This is a genomic window from Pseudomonas sp. LBUM1660 (assembly GCF_059695935.1).
In genome coordinates this window covers 6304916-6324525 of record NZ_CP166795.1, presented here as the reverse complement: position 1 = coordinate 6324525, position 19610 = coordinate 6304916, and the positions used below count along the sequence as shown (strand labels likewise).

The following is a 19610-nucleotide window of genomic DNA, read 5'->3' as shown; positions in this document are numbered from 1 at the left end:
TGAAACAAGGGGGACTTTCCATGCTCGCGCAACTTCCACCGGCCTTACAGAATCTGCAGTTACCGCTACGCCTGCGACTCTGGGACGGCCATGAATTCAACCTGGGGCCGACGCCCAGCGTCACTATTGTGGTCAAGGACCCACAAATGGTTACCCAGTTCACTCATCCCAGCCTGGACGCGCTCGGAGCAGCGTTTGTCGAAGGCAAGCTTGAACTCGAAGGCTCCATCAGCGACGTGATACGCGTCTGCGATGAATGGAGCCAGGCATTGCTCGGTGACCAAGACAGTCAACCACTGCGCACCCTCCACGACAAGGAAACCGACGCGAAGGCGATTTCCTACCACTACGACCTTTCCAACGCGTTTTATCAGCTGTGGCTCGACAGCGACATGGCGTATTCCTGCGCCTATTTCGAGACCGGCAGTGAAACGCTGGAGCAAGCCCAGCAAGCCAAATTCCGCCACTTGTGCCGCAAGCTGCGGCTGCAACCAGGTGAATACTTGCTGGATGTCGGTTGCGGTTGGGGTGGGCTGGCCCGGTATGCGGCCCGTGAGTTCGGTGCAAAAGTGTTCGGGATTACCCTGAGTAAAGAACAACTGGCATTGGCCCGTGAACGGGTGACCGCCGAAGGCCTGGATGATCTGGTCGAACTGCAACTGCTCGACTATCGCGATCTGCCTCAAGACGGGCGCTTCGACAAAGTGGTCAGCGTCGGCATGTTCGAACACGTTGGCCACGCTAACCTGGCCGAGTACTGCAAGACCTTGTTCGGCGCAGTGAAAGAGGGCGGTCTGGTGATGAACCACGGCATTACCGCCAAGCACACTGATGGCCGTCCGGTTGGACGCGGTGTCGGGCATTTCATCGAGAAGTACGTGTTCCCCAACGGCGAGCTGCCGCACCTGTCAATGATCTCCGCCGAGATCAGCGAAGCGGGGCTGGAGATTGTCGATGTCGAGAGTCTGCGCCTGCATTACGCGCGTACCCTGGACCATTGGAGCGAGAGGCTGGAGGACAATCTGGACGCGGCTTCCAGACTGGTTCCGGAACAGGCGCTGCGGATCTGGCGTTTGTACCTGGCCGGATGCGCTTATGCATTTGCCCGAGGCTGGATCAACCTGCACCAGATCCTCGCGGTGAAAGCCCATGCCGATGGCAGTCATGAACTGCCATGGACGCGCGACGACATCTATAACCCTTAAAGAATCGGTGAAATAAGCCGGGCGATCCGCATGCCGACCTGTTGCAGGCGGCGGGTCTCCCGGCTTTCTTCTTTAGCGATCTCGTGGGCCTGGGCGAAGTCATCATTGAGCATTTGTTCGACCTCGGCGGCAAACGCACTGTCGACGGTCAGCAACATCACTTCGAAATTGAGCCGGAACGAACGGTTGTCCAGATTGGCGCTGCCGATGGCGCTGATTTCACTGTCGATCAACACCACCTTCTGATGCAGGAAACCCGGCGCGTACCGGAACACTCGCACGCCTGCGTGCACAGCTTCGAAGGCATAGAGGCTTGAGGCCGCGTAAACGATTCGGTGGTCCGGCCGTGAGGGCAGCAGCAGCCGCACATCTACGCCTCGAAGAACGGCCAGTCTCAACGCAGCGAATACGGCTTCGTCGGGGATGAAGTAGGGGCTGGTGATCCACACCCTTTCTGTCGCCGCGTGGATGGCTTCGACGAAGAACAATGAACAGGTTTCGTAGGAATCGGCCGGGCCACTGGCGAGCAATTGGCAGAGCACGCCGTCGTCCGGATACACGTCCGGCAGAATCAGCGGCGGCAATGATCGCGCCGCCCAGAACCAGTCCTCGGCAAACGATTCCTGCATGCAGGCCACCACCGGCCCGCATACGCGGACGTGGGTGTCGCGCCAGGGCGCCAGCGGCGGTTTCTCGCCCATGTATTCGTCGCCGACGTTATGCCCGCCGACGAAGCCCAGAATACCGTCGACCACGACAATTTTGCGATGATTGCGGAAGTTGACCTGGAAGCGGTTGAGCCAGCCGCTGCGGGTGGCGAAGGCTTTGACCTCAATGCCGGCGTCACGCAACGGTTGCACGTAACTGTGGGGCAGGGAATGGCTGCCGATGCGGTCGTACAACAAGTGTACCGCCACGCCTTCTGCGGCTTTCTTCAGCAGCAGGGTTTGCAGGCGCTGGCCGAGGCGGTCGTCGTGGATGATGAAAAATTGAATCAGCACCGCTTCCTTCGCGTTGTCGATGGCTTCGAAAATCGCGTCGAAGGTGGCTTGGCCGTTGATCAGCAAGCGCACTTCGTTGTTCGCCAGGCACGGCATGCGCCCCAGTTTCGGCATCGCCCGAAGGGACGCGTAGGCGTTGGAGGCGCGTGCGGTAAGCGCCTCTTCTACCCAAGGCCGCCAGTTGAGCTCGGAGATGGCCTTGCGCATTTCCTCGTTGGCCTGGCGCCGCGCCTTGATGTAGCCATCGAAGGTGCTGCGGCCAAAGACCAGATACGGAATAAGCGTGAGGTAAGGCATGAAGATCAACGACAGGGCCCAGGCGATAGCTCCCTGGGCGGTCCGGACGGTGAGTACGGCGTGGATGGCTGCGATCAGGCCCAGCGTATGAAGCAGTGCAATCATGTAGCCGAAAATGTGCGGTCCAAAGTAATCCATGGGGGGCAGCCTTGCTCCTGAAGATTCAATGCTTAACAGACCATGTTCCGTGCAGAATGTCGCTATTTAATTGGCCCATGAACTGAAGCCTGTGGCTGACGTCTAACGGCCACTACTGATCAGGAGTTACTCGATGAACGTTCGTCTGCTGGGTTTGGCCGTGGCTTTAGGTTTAGCACTTCCTGTGGCCGCTCAGGCGCAGATGCTGCAGCCAGGTTTGTGGGAGTTGACCACGAGCAACATGAAGGTCGATGACCAGAACCTACCGGACTTGCAACTGATCCTCGGTCAGTTGCAGGGCCAGATGACCCCGCAACAGCGTGCGCAGCTGGAGAAGCAGGGCATCACCATGGGCGGAAAGGGGATTCGCGCGTGCCTGACGCCGGAGCAAGTGAAGTCAGACAATATCCCGCTGACGGACCCACAATCGGGTTGCAAACAGGAAATCACTGACCGCAGCGGTAATCAGTGGAAATTCCGTTTCAGCTGCCCGAAAGCGCAGGGTACCGGCGTCGCCACCTTCCTCAGTGATCGTGAGTTCACCACCAAGGTCAACGGCACGTTTAATGCGACCGGCATTCAGCAGAAGGGTAGCCTCGATACCCGTGCGGTTTGGCTGGGACAGGATTGCGGGACGGTTAAGCCGAGAGCTTAAAAGCTTCGCGAGCAGGCGCGCTCCTACAGGGTCGGTGTGTATCCTGTGGGAGCTAGCCTGCTAGCGATGGCGTCGCTTCAGACACCCGCAATACCTATTGACCTCAACCACTCACACACCGCATCAACCGCCATCCTGCCAAAATCCTCCCCGGTACGGCTGCGCACACTGACAAACCCACCTGCTTTTTCTTTCTCCCCGATCACCACCAGATACGGCACTTGCTGGCTGTGCTCGCGGATCTTGTGGCGGACTTTCTCGTTGCGCAGATCAGCACGAGCGCGCACGCCACCCCGGCGCAACGCCTCGGCCACCGACTGTGCGTAATCAGCCTGGCGCTCGTCCATGCTGACGATGATCACGTGCGGCGGCGCCCGCCAGTCTTCCAGTTCCTGTTGGCTGGGCCAGCACGTGCCATAGATCCGTTGTGGCGCGATGCCGCTGATGTGATCGAGCGCGAATGCCTGCAACACCCGTGTTGCGGGGACATGCGGCCCCACTGACATACACTCGAAGTCCCCAAGGAGGTAGGGCAATGACTTTTCCGGGGGCGTCGATCCGGTTGAGGGCTTTCTGCGCCGGATCGAATGGTTGGTTGCTGCCAGGGTCCTCATGCGCGCTTCGATGCCGGCAAGGTCGATCAGACTCAAAGGACGCTCAACCGCGAACTCATAAAAGAAGCCGTCACCCAGTGCCGATCCGGTGTGCAATTGCGCTCTTGGATACAGTTGCTTGATGGCCACCGCCAGCATCAATGCGCAGGAGCGTCGCAAGATCTCCAGCCCATCGGGCTCTTGAGGCGTGACGATGTTGACCCGGGCATCGCACTCGATCATGAACTCACAGTCCACCAGAACGCCGTCCACCCGACCGGCCACGGCCGCCTTGGCCAGCCCGGCGCCGATGCTCGCGGCGAACTCATACACCGACAATGGTTGGTCGTATTCACGCAATGAACCATCGCTCAGGGTGATGTGAATCATGTCGGTGCTCTCGAGTGCAATAAACGCGCGTTAGCGCATAAACCGTAGGGGTAAACCCTGGCAGTTGTCATTAAGACGTTTGTCGTGCCAGGCGATTTGCCCCGATACGATCGTGGTGCTGACGCTGTGGCGAAAACGCTGGCGAGCGAAGGGCGTCCAGCCGCATTGCGACAAGACCGGCTGCCTGGAAACGGCCATGCCTTCTGGCTCTGATTTGATCAAAACAAGGTCGGCCCAGTAGCCTTCGCGCAGATAACCGCGGTCGGGAATGGCGAACAGATCAGCTACGCGGTGACTGGTCTTGGCCACGAGGGTAGTTATCGGCAGCACTTCATTAACCACCAGTTCCATTAACGCGGGCAGGGCGTGTTGCACCAATGGCAAACCGGCCGGGGCCTGGTGGTAGGGCCGTTGTTTTTCCGCCCAGGTGTGCGGCGCGTGATCGCTGCCGATGACGTCCAGTCGATTGCTCATTAATGCTTGGCGCAGGGCATCGCGATCGGCCTGGGTCTTGATGGCCGGATTGCACTTGATCAGGTTGCCGAGGCTCGGGTAGTCGCGATCATCGAACAGCAGATGATGCAGGCAGACCTCAGCGGTAATGCGTTTGTTTGTCAGCGGTTTGTCTTCGAACAACGCCAGTTCACGCGCGGTGGTCAAATGCAAAACGTGCAGGCGGGTGCCGTGTCGCCTGGCCAGGTCCACGGCCATTGAGGACGAACGAAAGCACGCTTCGGCATCGCGAATCTGCGGGTGCACCGCGGCGGGAATGTACTCCCCAAAACGCTCGAGCACTTTCGCAGCATTGGCGTCGATGCTGGGCGTGTGTTCGCAATGGGCCAGCAGAATGGTCGGCACTTCGGCGAACAATCGTTCAAGTGTCTGCGGGTCGTCCACCAACATGTTGCCGGTGGAGGCGCCCATAAACACTTTCACGCCAGCCACTTCGCAGGGATTGAGCGCCGCGACGGTGTCGAGGTTGTCGTTGCTTACGCCAAAGTGGAAGCCGTAGTTGGCGACGGAGTTGATCGCTGCTCGACGCTTCTTGTCAGCAAGTGCCGCGAGGGTCAGGGTTGCCGGATTGGTGTTGGGCATGTCCATGAAACTGGTGATGCCGCCCGCCACGGCCGCCCGCGATTCGGTGAAAAAGCTACCCTTGTCAGGTGCCCCGGGATCTCGGAAATGCACCTGGTCGTCGATCATGCCGGGCACTAGCCACTGCCCTTGAGCGTCGATTTCGACGTGGGCATTTTCGCCGTGGATGCTGCTGGCGATCTTCACGATCCGGCCGTTGCTCACCAGCAGGTCGCCATCGAATTCCCGACCTTCATTCACCAATCTGGCATTGCGAATCAACACGCTGCTCATAGTCAAAACTCGTTCTGCAGGGCTTTGTAGCCGCGCACCAGATCGACGTTGGTGCGCGCTACATCCTCGGAAAATTCCGAGGCACTGACGCTCACCGGTGGGAACTGCGACAGGTCGGTGGTGGGGCCGATGCGGGTGGTGGAGGGCACGTAGAAGTCCTCGGGCAAGTCACGACCGTCGACCACCGAGTTGTGCCGCACCACGCAGCCATCGCCGACCGCGCAGTTGAACAGCACGCTGTTGAAACCGATGAACACCCGATCGCCAACCGTGCAAGGGCCATGAACGATGGAGCGGTGAGCGATCGAACTGAACTCGCCGATGGTCACCGCCGCGCCGGACTTGGAGTGGATCACAACGCCATCCTGAATGTTCGAGTTGGCGCCGATGGTGATCGGCTCCATCTCGCCTGACGCATCCACTTCGTCGGCCCGAATAACGGCGTAGGGACCGACAAATACGTTTTCGCCGATCACCACTTTGCCGCAGATGATTGCAGTTTTATCCACGTAGGCGGACTCCGCAATCAGTGGCAAATCGCCTGAGGGGTTCTTGCGGATCATGGCTTGCTCAATGCGTCGTAGAGGGTGTTGAGGTTGTATTCGAACAGTCCGGCGAAAGTGCTCGCCGGACCGGTCGCGGCGAGCGCGTCGGAGTACAGCGTGCCACCGATGTGCGCACCGCTTTCATCGGCAATCTGCTTAAGCAGGCGGGCATCCTTGATGTTTTCCATGAACACCGCTTTGACCTTGGCCTGGCGAATCTGGGTGATCAGTGCAGCGACTTCGGCGGCCGAAGGTTCGCGTTCCGTCGACAGGCCTTGCGGTGCCATGAAGTCGATGCCGTAGGCCTGGCCCAGATAACCGAACGCATCGTGAGAGGTGACGATCTTGCGATTGCCCGGTGGCAGTGAACCGAGCTTGGCCTTGGCTTCGGCGAGCAGTGCGTAGATCTGTTTCAGGTAGGCCTGGCTGTTGCGTTCGTAGTCGGCTTTGTTCGCCGGGTCGGCGGCGATCAGCGCCTTGGTGATGTTGCTGATGTACAGCTCGGTATTGGCCAGGTTGTGCCAGGCGTGAGGGTCGGGCACGGTCTCGCCGTCTTCATCCAGGGAGCGCGGAATGACGCCGTGGCTCGCACTGATGACGGGGGCCTTGGTCTCGGTGCTGGTCACCAGGCGGTCCAGCCAAGGCTCGAAACCTAAACCGTTTTTGATGATGAGTCTGGCCTTGAGCAAGGCTTTTGCATCGTCCGGGGTCGGCTCGTAGGTGTGGGCATCGGCATCAGGACCGACCATGTTGGTGATCTGAATATGGTCGCCGCCGACCTGATGGGTCATGTCGGCGAGGATGCTGAAACTGGTGACCACCCGAAGTTTTTCCGCCGCAGACAACGACATCGACAGCATCAGACTGAACAGCACGAGTAAAACGCGCATCGGAAAGCACCTCATTGGGATGTGAGCAAAGGCGGGCGGCGCAGCAAGCCGTGCACCGGACCGAACACCACGGACAGCACGTACAAACCGCCCGCCACCAGCACGATCGCCGGGCCGCTGGGCAGCGAGTAATAGAACGACAGCAATAAGCCGAGCCACACCGAAAGGCAGCCGAGCAGGGCCGCGATCGCGATCAACACCGGCAAACGACGACTCCAGAAGCGCGACGCGGCGGCCGGCAACATCATCAAACCGACCACCATCAACGCACCGATGGCCTGGAAACCGATCACCAGGTTCAGCACCACCAGGGTCAGAAATACGCCGTGGGCCAGCGGACCAAGACGGCTGACGGTTTGCAGAAAAAGCGGATCCAGGGTGTCCAGCAGCAAGGGTCTGTAGATCAGCGCCATGGCGATCAGGCTGAATCCCGAGACCCACAGCATGCCGGTTAGCGTCGGCCCATCGACCGCCAGTGCCGAGCCGAACAGCAGGTGAAGCAGGTCCAGGCGTTTGCCGGCGATGCCGAGGATCAGCACGCCGCTGGCGAGGGAAATTGGATAGATCGCAGCGAGACTTGCGTCTTCGCGCAAGCCCGTCCGGCGGGTGATCCAGGCGGCGAGTCCGGCCATGCTCAGGCCTGCGCCAAGGCCGCCAATGGTCAGTGCCGGGAGGCTCAAACCGGCGAACCAGAAACCGAGGGCTGCACCCGGCAGGATGCCGTGGGCCACGGCGTCGCCGATCAGGCTCATGCGACGAAGGATCAGAAACACGCCCAGCGGCGCGGTGCTGCAAGCCAGAACCAATCCGCCAAAGAGTGCCCGACGCATGAATACAAACTCGTGGAACGGTTGCCAGAGCTGAGCGGCAGCGAGCATCAGGCCACCTGCGCTTGCGGTGGTTGGCGGATCAATTCGGTACTGGGTCCAAGGACGCAGCCGCTACTTTTGATCAGAAGGCTTTGAGGAATGTGTTGGCGAACCGAAGCCAGGTCATGACACACGACCACCAGGGTTCGACCTTCGGTGTGCCAGTTATGAAGGTGTTTCCAGAGCAGCGACTGGCCCAGCTCATCGAGCGCGGCGTGGGGTTCATCGAGCAACAGCAAAGGCGCTTCGGCAAGACTCAAGCGGGCGAGCAGGGCGCGCTGCAATTCGCCGCCGGAGAGGGCCATCAACGTGCGCTGTTCCAAACCCGTCAGGCGCCAGTCTTCCAGCACGGCTTTGAGGCGTTGGCGGCGCGCCTCCGGCGATTGTTTGCTGCCCCAGAAACCAGCGGCTACCAACTCCTGAAGGCTGATGGGGAATTGTCTGTCTAGGTGTTGCTGTTGAGGGAGGAAGGAAAGCGAGCCCTTGCGTGGAACATCGAGGCTGACTTTCCCGGCCAAGGGTTTTTGCAGCCCTGCGATGACTTTCAGCAAGCTGCTTTTACCCGAGCCATTGGCGCCAATGACGGCCGTTAGACTTCCTTCGGACAACTCGAAATCTGCGGGCGGTGTGAGCGGTTGACCGGGTGCACCCCAGCGCAATGCCTGGCAACGGATCATGCGGCTACCCAGTTCCATCGGCTTTCGGCAACGGCATCGTGGGCATGAAGGCTTTCAGCGTGGACGACGCGTATGTGGAAGGCGTTGATACCGGGAGAGCGTTTCAGGGCCAGATTCAAACGGCGCGCGGCGTCCTCGCAGAACATCAGATTTTGCCCATTGGCCAGGGCGAAGGCTTGTTCATCGGCGCGCTTCACGGCGGTTTGCACGGCAGTACCGAGTGCCGCTTCGGCGTCATTGATGAGTGCAATTAGCGGCAGGTCATCCAGATAGTCGTCCAGTCGTAGCTGTAAACGTGCGGTGCTCCGTTGGCTGTGAGGTGTCGCAACGATGCCTTTGGTAGAGCCAAGCCACACCAATACATCAGCGTGTTGCAGCGACTTGTTGGCGAAGTCGTCGACGAATTGTTGCTGAATCAACTGCCGGGCAAGTGCGGCTGAACACGGACAGGTCGAGGCGTATGGAACATCGATTTTTAGTTCCACGTGGAACATCGTGTTTTTCAACCGCGCTTCGATGCTCACTTGATAGGTTTTCCAGCCGGCCAACGGACTGATCAACGCCGGTCTTTTGAGCAGTAAATCCGCATCAATTTTTAAGTAAGCGCTGTGGGACAGCCCTTGATGACTGTCGAGAAAGCTTTGAAGAACTCGCCGCAACAGGGCGGGCGTCAGGTTTTCCTGCTCAAGTGCTTCCAGCGCTAAATACAGCCGGGACATGTGAATGCCGCGCGCTTCTCCATCATCGAGGCTCACGCCGGCGTCTGCCTTTGCGCTAAGCCGTTGGCCATCGAACAACACAGGAAGAGCGATGCCGCACATGCCCACCCATTCGAGTGGCAGGGCTTGGCGTGAAGCCTGCGCGGCGATATCCGGCAGAGTCAGCGCATTCATGAGCAGGTCCGTCGTAGGAGTGGAGTTTCGTATGTTATGTTATTACATTGAAATCGACCATGCCTTTTTCACGAGCGGCTTCCAACATGCAAAGACGTCACCTGCTCAACTGGATGCTGGCCTGCGCGGCCTTCGCTTTGCCCTTTGGTGTTTCGGCCACGCAGATTCGCAACGCGCGGCTCTGGCGATCGAATGACAAGCTGCGTCTGGTATTCGATTTGAGCGGGCCGGTGCAGTACAAAACCTTTTCACTGAGCGCTCCCGAGCGGCTGATCATTGACCTGCGTGGTGCCAGCCTCAGCGGCGACTTCAGCCAACTGGCGCTTGGCAATACGGTCATTCGCTCGATCCGTTCCGGGCATTTTGGTCAGGGCGATACGCGGATCGTCCTCGACCTCAGCGGTCCGGTGCGCGGCGCGTTTCATGGCGCAGCGGGAGAACGGCGCGGACTTGTTGGGCGCCACCAGTCTGCTCAATCTCAAGGACAAGGACCCGATGCTCGCCGGGGTCATTCTCGACATGTCGATGAACGCCACCATCGCCGCGAGCTTGCAGCTGGGCAGCACCGTGCTCGGCAGCCTGGCGGGGATCACCACGCTGCATCAGAAGCGCGTGGAACAAGCGGGATTCGCGGTGCTGAAATCGCCGGACGTGCCGTCGATCCTGGTGGAAACCGGCTTCATTTCCAACGCCCGCGACAGCCCGCGACAGCCAGCGACTGGTGACCGCACGCCATCAGCAGGCTGTGGCTGATGGATTGTTCGAAGGATTGCAGCGCTATTTTCAGAAGAACCCGCCGCTCGACAGCTACATCGCCTGGCAACAGCAGCAGAAAAAAGCGCAGGCCTAGCAGCCGCTGATCCTGCTACAGGTAAACCTGGCGCTACTGCCGCCTGAGCTGGAAAAGCGATTGATCGTAGTCCACCCGACTCGCCGGTTGTAACCGACCCAGGCTTCGCCGTCGGAGGCGATACCGGTGAAAAAGGTCAGTTGACCGTAACGGCTGTTGGTCTGCGCCCAATAGCGTTTGCCTACCCTTTCGAAACCGCGCAAGTAGATCGTGCTGCCGACGGTGTTGACGCTATAGGCGTTGCCATCGGCATCCACGCAGGCGAGCAGATTGGCGCTTCGGGTGCATGTGGCCAGGCTCGGGATCTGTGCCCAGGCGTCTACGGAGAGCAACAGCGAAAAGGTAACCAGCGCTGATTTCAGGGCAATACGCATGGGAATTCTCACGGAGTGGGCGGGTTTCAGCATCGTGACCTTTATCGTGGAGGGCAAGAGCGGACTGGCTTGATTGCATTGTTATACTATAACATTGAAATCAGCCCGACACTGCGATCGGGCATCTCTGTGAGGAAATCCTGATGCCCAATCGTCTCCCCGTGACCGTCCTGTCCGGCTTTCTCGGCGCCGGTAAAAGCACGCTGCTTAACTACGTGTTGCGTAACCGCGAGAGCCTGCGAGTCGCCGTGATCGTCAACGATATGAGCGAGATCAACATCGATGGCAGCGAAGTCCAGCGCGATGTCAGCCTGAACCGCGCCGAAGAAAAACTCGTGGAGATGAGCAATGGCTGCATTTGCTGCACCTTGCGCGAAGACCTGCTCGAAGAAGTCAGCAAACTCGCCAGGGATGGGCGTTTCGATTACCTGTTGATTGAATCCACCGGCATCTCCGAGCCGTTGCCCGTGGCGGAAACCTTCACCTTCCGTGATGAGCAAGGGCAGAGCCTGGCCGACATCGCGCGGCTCGACACCATGGTCACGGTGGTCGACGGCATGAACTTCCTGCTCGACTATCAAGCGGCCGAAAGCCTTGCATCCCGCGGTGAAACATTGGGCGAGGAAGACGAGCGCTCGATCACCGACCTGTTGATCGAGCAAATCGAATTTGCCGACGTGATCCTCATCAGCAAGATCGATTTGATCAGCCGCCACGAACGCGAAGAGCTGATCGCGATCCTTGAACGCCTCAACGCTCAGGCGCACATCATCCCGATGGTCATGGGTGAAGTCCCCCTGAAGGAAATCCTCAATACCGGGCGTTTCGACTTTGAAAAGGCTGCTCAAGCGCCAGGCTGGCTGCAAGAGTTACGCGGCGAACACGTGCCGGAGACCGAGGAGTACGGCATCGCCTCGACGGCCTACCGAGCCCGCCGACCGTTCCATCCACAACGTTTTTTCAGCTTCATCGATCGACCATGGGTGAACGGCAAACTGCTGCGCTCCAAAGGCTTTTTCTGGCTGGCCAGCAAGCACACGGACGCGGGTAGCTGGTCCCAGGCCGGTGGCTTGATGCGTCACGGTTTCGCCGGGCGCTGGTGGCGCTTCGTGCCAAAAACCGAGTGGCCGCAGGACGAAGAAAGCACGGCCGGGATCATGGAAAACTGGACGGCCGCCACCGGCGATTGCCGTCAGGAGTTGGTGTTCATCGGTCAGAACATCGACTTCACGCAACTCACCGCTGAACTCGACAATTGCCTGCTGAGCGATGATGAAATGGCCATGGGTGTCGAGGACTGGCGCTTGCTGTCAGATCCGTTCGGCCCTTGGCACGAAGAGGTTGCCGCCTGATGTTGGCGCCCAGCCTGAAGCCGAGGCCGATCGTTCATCAGGTTCAAGGCGAAACGCCGCAAACCTTGACTCGAATTCTTGAGGACGGGGTAAATCTGGCCGTCTGGCGGCGCCAGCTCCCGGCTCACATCAGTGATTTCGGGTGCTTGTTGCTGTCCCTGAGCGAACCGCTGGCTGAGTCGCTGGTCCTGGAATTGTCCAGCGATGACGCCGAACCCAATCTACATGGGCTGGCCTCACGATTCAGCGATATCGAAGGGTATGCCGGTTTCATTGCCGACGTGTCCTGGCTGGTCAGCGCATTCGCCTGTCTGTTGGGCGCCAAGCGCATCGGCCTGCGCGTGCGCGTTCTGGACAAGGCCATGTGCCCGCGCTTTCACGTCGATCATGTGCCGGTGCGGCTGATTACTACGTATTCCGGCACCGGCAGTCAGTGGCTGAAAGAGGGGGTGATGGATCGCCGGCAATTCGGAAAACCTGAAGCCGAACCCACGCAAGATTCGCTGATCGAGCAAATCGCCAGCGGCGAAGTGGCACTGCTCAAAGGCGAGAAATGGCACGGCAACGAAGGTTCCGGCCTGATCCACCGTTCGCCGCAACCCGCGTCGGGCGAACGTCGTTTGATTCTGACCCTGGATTGGCTGGCTTAAGGCTTGAGCCAGTTGCCTTGGCTCTGGCCTTCGCAAAACGGCTTCAGATACGCCGCATCGGTGGCCACGCCGTAATAGTGAATATCCTGCCGGTAAGGCATATTGGCGACTTGGGCGTTGCTGCACACGCCGAACGCGCCGGTGGGGCATTGGTCGACGTATTGCACCTCGACTTTCTGCCCGGGAAGGTTCGGTTGGCAGAATCCGTCGGCGAAGAGCTTTTCCGGGATGTTGCGGTTCTGCTGGCAGACTTTTACGTCGAGTCGCTCGGCTGTGCTATGTACTACGCAAGCCTGGGCCAGCGCTTCGCCGGAACAGAGCGCCAACACCAACGACAATCCCATCAACCGCATCCATTACCTCCTCAGAAAACATCGACCATGTTGCAGAACATTCCCACTCACGTCATTGCCGGCCCATTGGGCGCGGGCAAGACCAGTTTGATCAAGCACCTGCTGGCGCAGCAGCCAGCGAACGAACGCTGGGCGGTGCTGATCAACGAGTTCGGCCAGATCGGCCTCGATGCCGCGCTGCTGACCCAGGACGCCGATGGTATCGCACTGGGGGAAGTGGCCGGGGGCTGTTTGTGTTGCGTGAACGGTGCGCCGTTTCAGATCGGCCTCGGGCGGTTGCTGCGCAAGGCGCGGCCGGATCGGCTGTTCATCGAGCCTTCAGGGCTGGGCCACCCGGCGCAGTTGCTCAAGCAATTGAGTGAAGCACCGTGGCAAGGCGTACTGGCGGTACAACCTTGTGTACTGGTTTTGGATGCCCAGGCGCTCGCGGTCGGTAAACCATTGCCCGAGGCGCAACAGGAGGCGTTGAGCAGTGCCGGTTTGTTGTTGCTGAACAAGGCGGAAGGTCTCGACGTCAATGATCGCCAGCGAATCGCCGCGCAGCTGCCTGCTCGCCCGTTGTACTGGACGCAGCAAGCGCGCCTGCCGTTGAGCGAATTACCGGGCCTTGGCGCTCAGGCGGTGGCGGGTGTGGATAACTTCATCGTGCCCAGGGGATTGGCGCAGATGCCGGCCATCTGGACCGATCCTGCGCTGCCGATTTGCTTGAGTCAGGCGCAGGAGGGCGGCTGGAGTGTCGGCTGGCGTTGGCATCCGACGCAGACCTTCGATGTGGCGCGCGTTGGCCAGTGGCTTGAAAGCATTGCCTGGCGGCGGGCGAAACTGGTTATCCACAGCCTCGATGGCTGGGTTTCGGCGAATGCGCTGGATAATTCGCCGTTGGAATGGCAGCCCAGTGAATGGCGCCTGGATTCGCGGATCGAACTGATTTTTGGTGAGCCGCAGAATATGGATTCACTGCAGAAAGCGTTGGCCGACTGTCGGACCGGTTAAGGACGCCACTTGGTGTGTTCTTGCCGCCACTGGCTCAGCTCGATCACATCCGCGCGAGGCTTCACTACGTCGACCACCGCAGGCGTGTCGTCGAACGGCATCGGGTAGGGCGCCAACTCGATCTGCGCGCTGTGGGCGCCGAACTGAGTGATGGTGCCGTTGTGGCGAGTTTCGCCGGTCACGGTGAACTCGAAGTTGTACACGCGGGCCAGGCGCCGCCGGTCGTTGGCATCTTTGATGAACGCGATCTTTTTCAATGCCACGTTGCCGTCCAGCAGCTCGATGCCGAGCTTGGTGCAATGCAGCTTGACCCGTTCCAGCGCGCGCTCGCGCAGCCCGTGGTTGTGCCACAGCCACGCGCCGCCGGTGGCGAGCAGCATCAACACAAAGATATTTCCGAGGGTCAGCATCAACAGGTTGCTCCAACAAGATAGTGCCAGCTTAACTGCGTCGCCGGTCTGTCGTACAGGCCGTGTTTCGTCGCATACTGCGCGGCTCGAATTTCAATCGTTTGACGGAAAACACACCGCATGAAACGCACGCCCCACCTGCTCGCCATCCAGTCCCACGTGGTGTTCGGCCACGCTGGCAACAGCGCCGCGGTTTTCCCGATGCAGCGGGTCGGGGTGAACGTCTGGCCGCTCAACACCGTGCAGTTCTCCAATCACACCCAATACGGCCAGTGGACCGGTGAAGTGCTGGCGCCGCACCAGATCCCCGAGTTGGTCGAAGGGATCGCGGCGATTGGCGAGCTGGGCAACTGCGATGCGGTGCTTTCCGGTTACCTCGGCAGTGCGGCTCAGGGCCGGGCGATCCTGACGGGCGTGGCGCGGATCAAGTCGATGAACCCCAAGGCGCTGTATTTGTGCGACCCGGTTATGGGCCATCCGGAGAAGGGCTGCAGCGTGCCGGCCGAAGTCAGCGATTTCCTGCTGGAAGAGGCGGCTTCGGTGGCGGACTTCATGTGCCCGAACCAGTTGGAGCTGGACAGCTTCTCGGGGCGCAAGCCGCAGTCGCTGTTCGATTGCCTGGCGATGGCGCGCGCACTGCTGGCGCGCGGGCCTAAAGCGGTGTTGGTCAAGCATCTGGACTATCCCGGCAAACCGGCGGATGGCTTCGAGATGTTGCTGGTGACGGCTGAAGGCAGCTGGCACTTGCGTCGTCCGCTGTTGGCGTTTCCGCGTCAGCCGGTGGGCGTTGGTGACCTGACGTCGGGGCTGTTCCTGGCGCGTGTGCTGTTGGGCGACAGCCTGTTGGCGGCCTTCGAGTTCACGGCGGCAGCAGTGCATGAAGTGCTGCTGGAAACCCAGGCGTGTGCCAGCTATGAGCTGGAGCTGGTACGGGCTCAGGACCGGATTGCGCATCCGCGGGTGAAGTTCGAAGCGACCGCCATCAGCCTCTGAATCCGCAGTGAGCCCATTCGCGAGCAAGCCCGCTCCCACATTGACGCTGTGAACGCCGCAGGACAAATGTGGGAGCGGGCTTGCTCGCGAAGGCTATCTAAGGCACGCCATCAAACAGACTGAACGGCTCAGGCATCGCCCTTGATTTCCTGATACCGCTTTTCCAGTTCCTGACGAATCTGCCGACGTTGCTGTGCCTGAATGAAGCGGCGCTTGTCTTCGCTATTCTGCGGTTGCAGCGGCGGGACAGCCGCCGGTTTGCGGTCGTCATCCACTGCCACCATGGTGAAGAAGCAGCTATTGGTGTGGCGCACCGAGCGCTCGCGGATGTTCTCGGTCACCACCTTGATGCCAACCTCCATGGAGGTGTTGCCGGTGTAGTTGACCGAGGCCAGGAAGGTCACCAACTCGCCGACATGGATCGGCTCGCGGAAAATCACCTGGTCCACCGACAGAGTCACCACGTAGCGGCCGGCGTAACGGCTGGCGCAGGCGTAGGCCACTTCGTCGAGGTATTTGAGCAGGGTACCGCCGTGGACATTGCCAGAGAAGTTGGCCATGTCTGGGGTCATCAATACCGTCATCGACAGCTGGGCGTTTCCGGGTTCCATAGCGTTCTCACGGGTCAAGGCAGAATGGCGGAAGGGCGGCACCTCTGCGGGTGCCTGGAAGGTTTTTTTCAAACCACAGTTATCGGGACGCCGGGCGGCTGGTCGCCGTCACGCCGGATCGATCTGTTTCCATATATTGCACCGCCTTTCTGGCGGAAGTCGCGGTGTTAACCTCCGGACGTCCACCTCAAGGAGCCCGACACGATGCATGCCATCAGTTTTATTCAGGATCTGGCAGTGATCATGTTGGTCGCAGGGGTGGTGACGGTGCTCTTTCATCGCTTCAAACAACCGGTGGTGCTGGGCTATATCGTCGCCGGCTTCATCATCGGCCCGCACACACCGCCGTTCGGCCTGATCCACGACGAAGAAACCATCAAGACGCTTGCGGAACTCGGGGTGATTTTCCTGATGTTCTGCCTGGGCCTGGAGTTCAGCCTGCGCAAGCTGTTCAAGGTCGGAGCCACGGCATTCATCGCGGCGTTCCTCGAAATTGTGCTGATGATCTGGATTGGCTACGAAATCGGCCAATGGTTCGACTGGAACACTATGGACTCACTGTTCCTCGGCGCGATCCTGGCGATTTCCTCGACCACCATCATCGTCAAGGCACTCAACGACCTGAAGATGAAAAACGAGCGCTTCGCTCAGTTGATCTTCGGTGTACTGATCGTCGAGGACATCCTCGGTATCGGCATCATTGCCTTGCTGTCGAGCATCGCGGTCAGCGGCACGGTCAGTTCCGGCGAAGTGTTTTCCACGGTGGGCAAGCTCTCGCTGTTCATGATCGTTGCGCTGGTGATCGGCATCTTGCTGGTGCCGCGATTACTGGCCTACGTGGCGAAGTTCGAGAGCAATGAAATGCTGCTGATCACAGTGCTGGGCCTGTGTTTCGGCTTCTGCCTGCTGGTGGTCAAGCTCGAATACAGCATGGTCCTGGGCGCGTTCCTGATTGGGGCGATCATGGCCGAGTCGCGGCAGTTGCTGAAGATCGAGCGCCTGATCGAGCCGGTTCGCGACCTGTTCAGTGCCATCTTCTTTGTGGCTATCGGGCTGATGCTTGATCCGATGATCCTGCTGCAATACGCCTGGCCGATCGCGGTGATCACCGTGGCCGTAGTGCTCGGCAAAATGCTTTCCTGCGGTCTCGGGGCGTTTATCGCCGGCAATGACGGACGCACCTCACTGCGTGTGGGGATGGGGCTTTCGCAGATCGGCGAATTTTCTTTCATCATTGCCGCGCTGGGCATGACGCTGCAGGTCACCAGCCATTTCCTCTACCCGGTCGCCGTGGCGGTCTCGGTGATTACCACGTTGCTGACACCGTATCTGATCCGCGCGGCTGATCCGCTGTCCATCAAGCTTGCAGCAGTGATGCCGCAACGACTGGGTCGAGTGTTGGGAATGTATGGCGAGTGGCTGCGCAGCATCCAGCCTCAGGGCGAGGGCGCGTTACTGGCGTCGATGATCCGGCGGATTCTGTTACAGGTCGGGGTCAATCTGGCGCTGGTGATTGCGATCTTTTTTTCCGGCGCGTTCTTCGCCAAACGCATGTCCGCTTATCTGCAAGACTGGATCAGCGATCCGAGCTGGCAAAAAGCGTTGATCTGGGGTGGGGCATTGCTGTTGTCGCTGCCATTCCTGATCGCCGCCTATCGCAAGCTCAAGGCGCTGTCGATGCTGCTGGCGGAGATGGGCGTGAAACCGGAAATGGCGGGCCGACATACGCAGCGAGTGCGTCGGGTGATCGCCGAAGTGATCCCCATTCTCTCGCTGCTGGTGATCTTCCTGCTGCTGGCAGCCTTGTCGGCCAGTATCTTGCCGACCAACAAGTTGCTGGTCCTGATCGTCGTGGTTGCGGCCGGGGTGGCGGCACTGCTCTGGCGCTGGTTCATCCGCGTGCACACGCGGATGCAGGTGGCTTTGCTCGAAACGCTGGACAACCATAAGGAAACGTCCGGGCATTGACCACGCGGCGTGTCAGACGACTCAGCTTTCCAGCCAGACGTCCCGTGCCCAGTGCCACACCGATTCCCAGGTTTCTTCGGCAATCAGTTCTTCTTCGGCCTGCCACAGCACCACGGTGCCGTCTTCTTCGACCAGGTAGTAGTCATCACCGTCCTGGCAGATCGGGATCATGCTGCGGTCAACACCTGCGTCCCAGGCGTTGGCTGCAACGTCCGGCAGGTAGGTGTGGGATTGCGGGTCGGTGACGGTCACCGGCTCCAGGCTGCCGTAGACAACATCGCTGACGGTCAACAAAAACTCTCTGAAGACGAAGGGAATGTCGATGAACAGTTGTTCCTCGATTTCTACAATCTGGTCTTCGTCAGGCAACTCCAAGGGGACCGGTACCGGTTCGTTGGCTTCACGCAGTTGTTCGATGATTTCTTCCACGTCCAGGATCCTCTTGCTTGATGGCGCGGTTTAGTTGGGGCGGTTTATACAGTAGCTCGCTACAGATGCAACTGCGAAATAGAAAACCCCGGCCGAGGCCGGGGTTTCTATTACAGCATGCTTAACGCAGAGGGGATCAGCCGTTCTGGCGGATACCGGCCACCAGCCAAGGCTGGTTTTCGCCCTGCGGACGTTCCATGTTCCAGCTTTCGCTGAACGCTTCGCCCTGGTCGAAACGGGAAGTCTTCGACACGCCGGTGAAGGTCAGGGTGGCGATGGTCTTGTCCGCACGATCATCCACGCCGTCCAGTTGAACATTGAGGTTATCAATGAAAGTGGACTGGAAACCTTCGCCCAGGTCGGCACGTTCGCGCTTGAGGAACTCCAGCAATTGCGGTGTCACGAACTCGGCGATCTTGTCCATTTCGTTGGCGTCCCAATGTTGCTGCAGGGACTGGAAGTGGTTGCGGGCCGCTTCAATGAAGTTCTGTTCATTGAACCAGGCCGGCGCGTTGATTACCGGACGAGCGGCAGCAGGTGCCGCCGAGCCACCGAAGATCGAACCCATGCCGGCTGGCTTCTGCTCGAACACTTCACGTTGCATCGGCGCGCCAGCTGGAGCCAGATGCTCCTGCTGCTTGCGACGACGAGCGGCGATGAAGCGGAAGACCAGGAACGCGATGACGGCCATGATCAGGATGTCGAAGATCTGCATGCCCTGGAAGCCGCCGCCCATGAACATGGAGGCCAGCAAGCCACCGGCAGCGATGCCGGCGAGAGGGCCGAGCCAGCGCGAAGCACCGCCGGCCTTGGCGGCAGCGCCAGCGGCACCGGCCGCGCCCGCAGTGGCGGCAGCACCACCTGCGGCAGAAGAAGGAGCCATTTGGCTGGTCTGGTGAGTCGGCGCAGCGCCGGAGCTCTTGCCGCCACCAAAGCGCTTGGCGGCATTGGCGTCGAGGCTCATCGTCAGGCCAATGCACAACGCCATGGCGATGCTAAGAAAACGTTTCATAAAGGGAATTCCCATTTGTGGAGGGCACGCGCGCCATGTTGCACAGCTGAAGTGTTACTGGCTAGCGGCAGAGTGTTTCGGGCTTTTGCCTGAC

General features: G+C 59.8%; 21 protein-coding genes and 1 pseudogene. 8 read left to right on the top strand and 14 right to left on the bottom strand.

The window, feature by feature from the left end; genetic code table 11:
• Positions 1-20 precede the first annotated feature (20 nt).
• Complete coding sequence (gene cfaB / locus ACA068_RS29380) at positions 21-1205, top strand: C17 cyclopropane fatty acid synthase CfaB (protein WP_497306571.1); 1185 nt, start codon at positions 21-23, stop codon at positions 1203-1205.
• Here cfaB and cls read toward each other — a convergent pair.
• Positions 1202-2641, bottom strand: coding sequence for a cardiolipin synthase (cls, locus tag ACA068_RS29375; RefSeq protein ID WP_497306569.1), 1440 nt, complete (start codon positions 2639-2641; stop codon positions 1202-1204). The two genes, cfaB and cls, sit on opposite strands and share 4 nt — an antisense overlap.
• A 133-nt stretch (positions 2642-2774) precedes the next feature.
• Here cls and ACA068_RS29370 point away from each other — a divergent pair, with 133 nt between their 5' ends.
• Complete coding sequence (locus ACA068_RS29370) at positions 2775-3296, top strand: DUF3617 domain-containing protein (protein ID WP_497306567.1); 522 nt, start codon at positions 2775-2777, stop codon at positions 3294-3296.
• A gap of 77 nt (positions 3297-3373) precedes the next feature.
• Here ACA068_RS29370 and ACA068_RS29365 read toward each other — a convergent pair whose 3' ends face one another.
• From ACA068_RS29365 to folE2, 7 genes are read right to left on the bottom strand one after another with little or no spacing between them, the layout of a single operon-like run.
• Positions 3374-4279: a His/Gly/Thr/Pro-type tRNA ligase C-terminal domain-containing protein gene (locus tag ACA068_RS29365; RefSeq protein ID WP_497306566.1), complete on the bottom strand. Its 906-nt coding sequence runs from the start codon at positions 4277-4279 to the stop codon at positions 3374-3376.
• A gap of 30 nt (positions 4280-4309) precedes the next feature.
• A complete protein-coding gene (locus ACA068_RS29360; RefSeq protein WP_497306565.1) occupies positions 4310-5647 on the bottom strand; it encodes a dihydroorotase in 1338 nt (445 codons plus the stop codon).
• A 2-nt stretch (positions 5648-5649) separates the two neighbouring features.
• On the bottom strand, positions 5650-6210 hold the full coding sequence (locus tag ACA068_RS29355; RefSeq protein ID WP_497306564.1) for a gamma carbonic anhydrase family protein: 561 nt from the start codon (positions 6208-6210) through the stop codon (positions 5650-5652).
• Positions 6207-7082, bottom strand: coding sequence for a metal ABC transporter substrate-binding protein (locus tag ACA068_RS29350; RefSeq protein ID WP_497306563.1), 876 nt, complete (start codon positions 7080-7082; stop codon positions 6207-6209). Before ACA068_RS29350 ends, ACA068_RS29355 begins: the two co-directional genes overlap by 4 nt.
• A gap of 11 nt (positions 7083-7093) precedes the next feature.
• Complete coding sequence (locus ACA068_RS29345; RefSeq protein WP_497306561.1) at positions 7094-7960, bottom strand: metal ABC transporter permease; 867 nt, start codon at positions 7958-7960, stop codon at positions 7094-7096.
• A complete protein-coding gene (locus tag ACA068_RS29340; protein WP_497310683.1) occupies positions 7960-8628 on the bottom strand; it encodes a metal ABC transporter ATP-binding protein in 669 nt (222 codons plus the stop codon). Before ACA068_RS29340 ends, ACA068_RS29345 begins: the two co-directional genes overlap by 1 nt.
• Entirely contained in the window at positions 8625-9521 is an 897-nt protein-coding gene (folE2, locus tag ACA068_RS29335) for a GTP cyclohydrolase FolE2 (protein ID WP_497306559.1), read from the bottom strand. Before folE2 ends, ACA068_RS29340 begins: the two co-directional genes overlap by 4 nt.
• Before the next feature lie 86 nt (positions 9522-9607).
• Here folE2 and ACA068_RS29330 point away from each other — a divergent pair.
• A pseudogene (locus ACA068_RS29330) lies at positions 9608-10371 on the top strand (N-acetylmuramoyl-L-alanine amidase).
• Here the strand turns inward: ACA068_RS29330 and ACA068_RS29325 are convergent.
• Positions 10368-10745, bottom strand: coding sequence for a glutamine synthetase (locus ACA068_RS29325; RefSeq protein WP_497306557.1), 378 nt, complete (start codon positions 10743-10745; stop codon positions 10368-10370). The pseudogene ACA068_RS29330 and the gene ACA068_RS29325 sit on opposite strands and share 4 nt — an antisense overlap.
• A 143-nt stretch (positions 10746-10888) precedes the next feature.
• Here ACA068_RS29325 and zigA point away from each other — a divergent pair, with 143 nt between their 5' ends.
• Positions 10889-12097: a zinc metallochaperone GTPase ZigA gene (zigA, locus tag ACA068_RS29320; RefSeq protein ID WP_497306555.1), complete on the top strand. Its 1209-nt coding sequence runs from the start codon at positions 10889-10891 to the stop codon at positions 12095-12097.
• Positions 12097-12747: a DUF1826 domain-containing protein gene (locus ACA068_RS29315; RefSeq protein ID WP_497306553.1), complete on the top strand. Its 651-nt coding sequence runs from the start codon at positions 12097-12099 to the stop codon at positions 12745-12747. Before zigA ends, ACA068_RS29315 begins: the two co-directional genes overlap by 1 nt.
• Here ACA068_RS29315 and ACA068_RS29310 read toward each other — a convergent pair.
• Positions 12744-13100 (bottom strand): NADH:ubiquinone oxidoreductase, encoded by a 357-nt coding sequence (locus ACA068_RS29310; RefSeq protein ID WP_497306552.1) that lies wholly within the window; start codon positions 13098-13100, stop codon positions 12744-12746. The genes ACA068_RS29315 and ACA068_RS29310 overlap by 4 nt on opposite strands.
• A gap of 27 nt (positions 13101-13127) precedes the next feature.
• On the opposite strand from ACA068_RS29310, the gene ACA068_RS29305 reads away from it, so the two are divergent.
• Positions 13128-14093, top strand: coding sequence for a CobW family GTP-binding protein (locus tag ACA068_RS29305; RefSeq protein ID WP_497306550.1), 966 nt, complete (start codon positions 13128-13130; stop codon positions 14091-14093).
• Here the strand turns inward: ACA068_RS29305 and ACA068_RS29300 are convergent.
• On the bottom strand, positions 14090-14503 hold the full coding sequence (locus ACA068_RS29300) for a DUF3301 domain-containing protein (protein ID WP_497306548.1): 414 nt from the start codon (positions 14501-14503) through the stop codon (positions 14090-14092). The genes ACA068_RS29305 and ACA068_RS29300 overlap by 4 nt on opposite strands.
• Positions 14504-14623: 120 nt before the next feature.
• Between ACA068_RS29300 and pdxY the strand changes: the two genes are divergently transcribed.
• Positions 14624-15496 (top strand): pyridoxal kinase PdxY, encoded by an 873-nt coding sequence (gene pdxY / locus ACA068_RS29295; RefSeq protein WP_497306546.1) that lies wholly within the window; start codon positions 14624-14626, stop codon positions 15494-15496.
• Positions 15497-15624: 128 nt separating this feature from the next.
• Here the strand turns inward: pdxY and ACA068_RS29290 are convergent, their stop codons facing one another.
• Positions 15625-16107: an acyl-CoA thioesterase gene (locus tag ACA068_RS29290; protein WP_219094686.1), complete on the bottom strand. Its 483-nt coding sequence runs from the start codon at positions 16105-16107 to the stop codon at positions 15625-15627.
• 204 nt (positions 16108-16311) lie between these two features.
• Between ACA068_RS29290 and ACA068_RS29285 the strand changes: the two genes are divergently transcribed.
• The gene (locus ACA068_RS29285) at positions 16312-18075 is read left to right on the top strand and encodes a cation:proton antiporter (protein WP_497306545.1); all 1764 of its coding nucleotides are present in this window, start codon (positions 16312-16314) and stop codon (positions 18073-18075) included.
• 21 nt (positions 18076-18096) lie between these two features.
• Here the strand turns inward: ACA068_RS29285 and ACA068_RS29280 are convergent, their stop codons facing one another.
• Positions 18097-18504 (bottom strand): SMI1/KNR4 family protein, encoded by a 408-nt coding sequence (locus tag ACA068_RS29280; RefSeq protein WP_007943369.1) that lies wholly within the window; start codon positions 18502-18504, stop codon positions 18097-18099.
• Between the two features lie 136 nt (positions 18505-18640).
• On the bottom strand, positions 18641-19516 hold the full coding sequence (locus ACA068_RS29275) for a Tim44 domain-containing protein (RefSeq protein WP_497306543.1): 876 nt from the start codon (positions 19514-19516) through the stop codon (positions 18641-18643).
• Positions 19517-19610 lie beyond the last annotated feature (94 nt).

Excerpts from the sequence above, each read along its gene's own strand:
- zigA (WP_497306555.1), top strand. The coding sequence starts at position 10,889 with ATGCCCAATCGTCTCCCCGTGACCGTCCTGTCCGGCTTTCTCGGCGCC.
- ACA068_RS29310 (WP_497306552.1), bottom strand. The coding sequence starts at position 13,100 with ATGCGGTTGATGGGATTGTCGTTGGTGTTGGCGCTCTGTTCCGGCGAA.
- ACA068_RS29360 (WP_497306565.1), bottom strand. The coding sequence starts at position 5,647 with ATGAGCAGCGTGTTGATTCGCAATGCCAGATTGGTGAATGAAGGTCGG.
- pdxY (WP_497306546.1), top strand. The coding sequence starts at position 14,624 with ATGAAACGCACGCCCCACCTGCTCGCCATCCAGTCCCACGTGGTGTTC.
- ACA068_RS29285 (WP_497306545.1), top strand. The coding sequence starts at position 16,312 with ATGCATGCCATCAGTTTTATTCAGGATCTGGCAGTGATCATGTTGGTC.
- cls (WP_497306569.1), bottom strand. The coding sequence starts at position 2,641 with ATGGATTACTTTGGACCGCACATTTTCGGCTACATGATTGCACTGCTT.
- ACA068_RS29345 (WP_497306561.1), bottom strand. The coding sequence starts at position 7,960 with ATGCTCGCTGCCGCTCAGCTCTGGCAACCGTTCCACGAGTTTGTATTC.
- folE2 (WP_497306559.1), bottom strand. The coding sequence starts at position 9,521 with ATGAATGCGCTGACTCTGCCGGATATCGCCGCGCAGGCTTCACGCCAA.
- ACA068_RS29305 (WP_497306550.1), top strand. The coding sequence starts at position 13,128 with ATGTTGCAGAACATTCCCACTCACGTCATTGCCGGCCCATTGGGCGCG.
- ACA068_RS29325 (WP_497306557.1), bottom strand. The coding sequence starts at position 10,745 with ATGCGTATTGCCCTGAAATCAGCGCTGGTTACCTTTTCGCTGTTGCTC.
- ACA068_RS29355 (WP_497306564.1), bottom strand. The coding sequence starts at position 6,210 with ATGATCCGCAAGAACCCCTCAGGCGATTTGCCACTGATTGCGGAGTCC.
- ACA068_RS29350 (WP_497306563.1), bottom strand. The coding sequence starts at position 7,082 with ATGCGCGTTTTACTCGTGCTGTTCAGTCTGATGCTGTCGATGTCGTTG.
- ACA068_RS29370 (WP_497306567.1), top strand. The coding sequence starts at position 2,775 with ATGAACGTTCGTCTGCTGGGTTTGGCCGTGGCTTTAGGTTTAGCACTT.
- ACA068_RS29365 (WP_497306566.1), bottom strand. The coding sequence starts at position 4,279 with ATGATTCACATCACCCTGAGCGATGGTTCATTGCGTGAATACGACCAA.
- ACA068_RS29290 (WP_219094686.1), bottom strand. The coding sequence starts at position 16,107 with ATGGAACCCGGAAACGCCCAGCTGTCGATGACGGTATTGATGACCCCA.
- ACA068_RS29315 (WP_497306553.1), top strand. The coding sequence starts at position 12,097 with ATGTTGGCGCCCAGCCTGAAGCCGAGGCCGATCGTTCATCAGGTTCAA.
- ACA068_RS29340 (WP_497310683.1), bottom strand. The coding sequence starts at position 8,628 with ATGATCCGTTGCCAGGCATTGCGCTGGGGTGCACCCGGTCAACCGCTC.
- ACA068_RS29275 (WP_497306543.1), bottom strand. The coding sequence starts at position 19,516 with ATGAAACGTTTTCTTAGCATCGCCATGGCGTTGTGCATTGGCCTGACG.
- ACA068_RS29300 (WP_497306548.1), bottom strand. The coding sequence starts at position 14,503 with ATGCTGACCCTCGGAAATATCTTTGTGTTGATGCTGCTCGCCACCGGC.
- cfaB (WP_497306571.1), top strand. The coding sequence starts at position 21 with ATGCTCGCGCAACTTCCACCGGCCTTACAGAATCTGCAGTTACCGCTA.